The organism is Bacillus sp. SRB_8 (assembly GCF_003264205.1).
Classification (GTDB): Bacteria; Bacillota; Bacilli; order Bacillales; family Bacillaceae_G; genus Bacillus_A; species Bacillus_A mycoides.
In genome coordinates this window covers 1-3,052 of the sequence record NZ_NADT01000085.1, presented here as the reverse complement: position 1 = coordinate 3,052, position 3,052 = coordinate 1, and the positions used below count along the sequence as shown (strand labels likewise).

Sequence of the window (3,052 nt, the reverse complement as noted above, 5' to 3'; positions counted from 1 at the left end):
ATTTTATTTTTGCACCAGAACCATTTTATTGTATTTGTTTAAAGCAGTCATTCTGCAAACTACAGGAATCTTGTTGATTATCGCTCTTATATGTTTAGGATTTTATTACCTTGGACATTTGTTATTTAGGATAATGGCTTTTATTATTGTGGTAAGTAGTGTTATATGTGCCATATGTGTATTAGGATATCTTTTATAGCATTAAAATGTAAGAAGGAATGAGAATTATGGAAAAATACCCAATAGAATTTACAATTATATCTCCAAATGGAGAAGTATATGAACCCGATATTGTATACATTACAGCAAATACACCCGATGCTGCTATACAGCAAGTGGAAAATGAGATAAAGAATAGAATGGGTAAGTATTATACATATAAAGTGAAAATTAGTATGCAAAATGAGGAAGAACAACTTGCCTTATTTTAAAAAAGTTCTTTTTTGTAAAAAGAACTTTTTTCATGTAACACTAGTATCTTTTCTTTCTACTGTTCTTTTTAATGTATTCATAAATCTTATCCATGACAAATGTTTCATGATCTTTCCAAATAACTTCAGCTTCTTCTAATGTAACTACTTTGACTAATTCCTCAATTGCTGAACTTTCAACTAAAAATGTAGCTACAGCTCCGGTAGATGTTGAATATTTACTGATAACTGAATCTATAATGTTATCAATCTCTAGTACATTATTATTATGAGATTTATTTTCAATTTGACTACTTGTGTTTGTTATTTCATTTTCGGACAGTTCTTTTAATCGGCTATTTAGAATAAATTCTACATAACCGATTGGGGAATCAATATCTGTACGAAAACGGATATCTTCAATTATCTCCAATACAATTTCTTTATGCTCTTCCCATTTCTTAAATACTTTAGGAAATACTTTTTCTTTACACCGTTCTTCAAATCTCTTGATTTTTTGTTCAAATGTATTTGGCTGTTGAAATTTATCTAATTTCTTTTCAAAATGAATTAAATCGGGATCTTTCTTTTTCTGGCTACGAATAATAAATCTAATTTTTTGTACTTTCCTACCTAATTTAATTTCTTCAAATTCAAAAGAAATATCTGTTTTTTGATTTAATTCTTTTTGAGAAGGTTTTAACACACGTTGCTTAAAATTTGCATAGTTAGGGTATACATCCATCGCATCTAAGTAATACCTTAAATTTTCAAGACTGATTGTACGTTCTTTTAAGTCCTCATATTGCTTAAGTAGTTCATAAATACGTATAGCATATGTACTTTTCAATTTAACAACATTAGCCAATCTATAGCTTGTAAACTTGCTACTCAATTCTATTAAAAACGGCTTTAATAAAGGATCGAAACGCATATCAATTGTCCCTTTATTCCTATTGTAAATTGCGGAAGAAAGCCAAGATACTTGTATCAGTTCTTCTCCTGCTCGAATTTCAATTACTTTAGATAATAATTCTTTTGTTATTTTACTTAACTCCGTATATTTGATAGATCCACTCAAACCAAGTAGATCATGAAATTGTTTAATTGGGAATGTGTATGTTTTAAAATCCCGATCATTCGGTTCAATATTACTAGCTAAACAAAGTAACATCTTTTGTTCAACTAAATTTAAGCGAGAATTTGCTTCAATCAAAGTATTTGATTTAGAAACAATATTATTCTCTTTAATCTGTAAATCTTGATTTATAGACATATTTATATACGTCCTTTCCATACGTCCTCTATTGATACACTAACTATAACAAATATATCACTTTTGTTATAGTTGCTTTTTTTTATAACCAAATTTGTTATTTTTAGAGATTAATTTTGGAAGTTTTATGGCCAAATTTTGTGATAAATGATATTCATAGTCCATAAAATAATTATGTGAATTAAAGATTAACAAGAGTTTTTGATATAAAAACTAATACCTTTAAAATTCGTTATAGATAAACAACCAAATTTGTTATCTTTCTAACCATTTTTGTTATAGTTAAACAACCAATTTAATTATCCTTCTAACCATTTTTGTTATAGTAAGACAACCAAATTTGTTATCTTTCTGACCATTTTTGTTATAGTTAGAACCAAATTTGTTATCTTTCTAACCATTTTTGTTATAGTAAGACAACCAAATTTGTTATCTTTCTAACCATTTTTGTTATAGTTAGAACCAAATTTGTTATCTTTCTAACCATTTTTGTTATAGTTATGTGCCAGAATCCCTTATATATCAACGCATTTCATGTTCCTAAAACATATAAACAATTAAACATATAAACAATTATTATGTAAAACAATCAAACATAGAATATTATGTTGTATATATTTATTAATAAATTTTAAAATCCTATTTGTAATAAAAATAGATCTAATGAACAAAAAAGACAAGAGTGCAACACCCTTGTCTTTTTTTATTATAGTCATAAAGAAATGGCTACAATAAATTGAAACATATTTCGTTGCTTAATATATAAAAAAAGGGAGTTATAGCCATTAGATGTCCTAGCAAATTGTCACAATAAGCTATTTTCATTTCGTAATCTGGATTTTCAACGTTTAAAAAGGGTTCTTTTTCCATGAAAGAACCTTTTTTATTTGTCTTTTTTTAGGTACAAATTCAAAAAGCTGTATTGCAAACATACGTATTTAAGGAAGCTGGAATTCTATATGGATGGTGAGAAAAAATGGACCATTATCAAATGTTGTATACTACCCCTTATTTATATTCTTCAAGCACTCTGAAAGAAATGTACAAAAGCACCAAAAAGGAAATTAACATTTGCGCCATACAAGAGCACATGCTACGTCACGAAGTATACCTGGACCAACAATACCGAGGTTACTATTATTTAAGTCAAAAAATTGAAGGCGAGCTATATGGCGATGAACAGGCATTGTCATGGAATGAGCTACTGGATGATTATCAACTTTATAGAGATCGTAAGGGGAATTTATCTATCAAACTGAAAGGATGAGATAAACATGACAATCATTGGAGAACTAGAGATTGTATATGGCGTGACCGGAGCTTCAGTTTTAGGAATAAAATTGCTGAAGAAGAAAGGTCTTTATCT

The 3,052-nt window shown here is 28.1% G+C and carries 3 protein-coding genes; 2 read left to right on the top strand and 1 reads right to left on the bottom strand.

The genetic code is table 11. The features are described 5' to 3' along the window. Positions 1–227 precede the first annotated feature (227 nt). Positions 228–431 (top strand): hypothetical protein, encoded by a 204-nt coding sequence (locus B5P40_RS31650; RefSeq protein WP_070145959.1) that lies wholly within the window; start codon positions 228–230, stop codon positions 429–431. 40 nt (positions 432–471) lie between these two features. Here the strand turns inward: B5P40_RS31650 and B5P40_RS31645 are convergent, their stop codons facing one another. Then, positions 472–1,686 carry a replication initiation protein gene (locus B5P40_RS31645; RefSeq protein ID WP_070145960.1) on the bottom strand — a complete coding sequence of 405 codons (1,215 nt, stop codon included), beginning with the start codon at positions 1,684–1,686 and terminating at the stop codon, positions 472–474. 976 nt (positions 1,687–2,662) lie between these two features. On the opposite strand from B5P40_RS31645, the gene B5P40_RS31640 reads away from it, so the two are divergent. Beyond that, positions 2,663–2,953, top strand: a complete 291-nt coding sequence (locus B5P40_RS31640) for a hypothetical protein (RefSeq protein ID WP_113710511.1) — start codon at positions 2,663–2,665, stop codon at positions 2,951–2,953. The last annotated feature ends 99 nt before the right edge of the window (positions 2,954–3,052 follow it).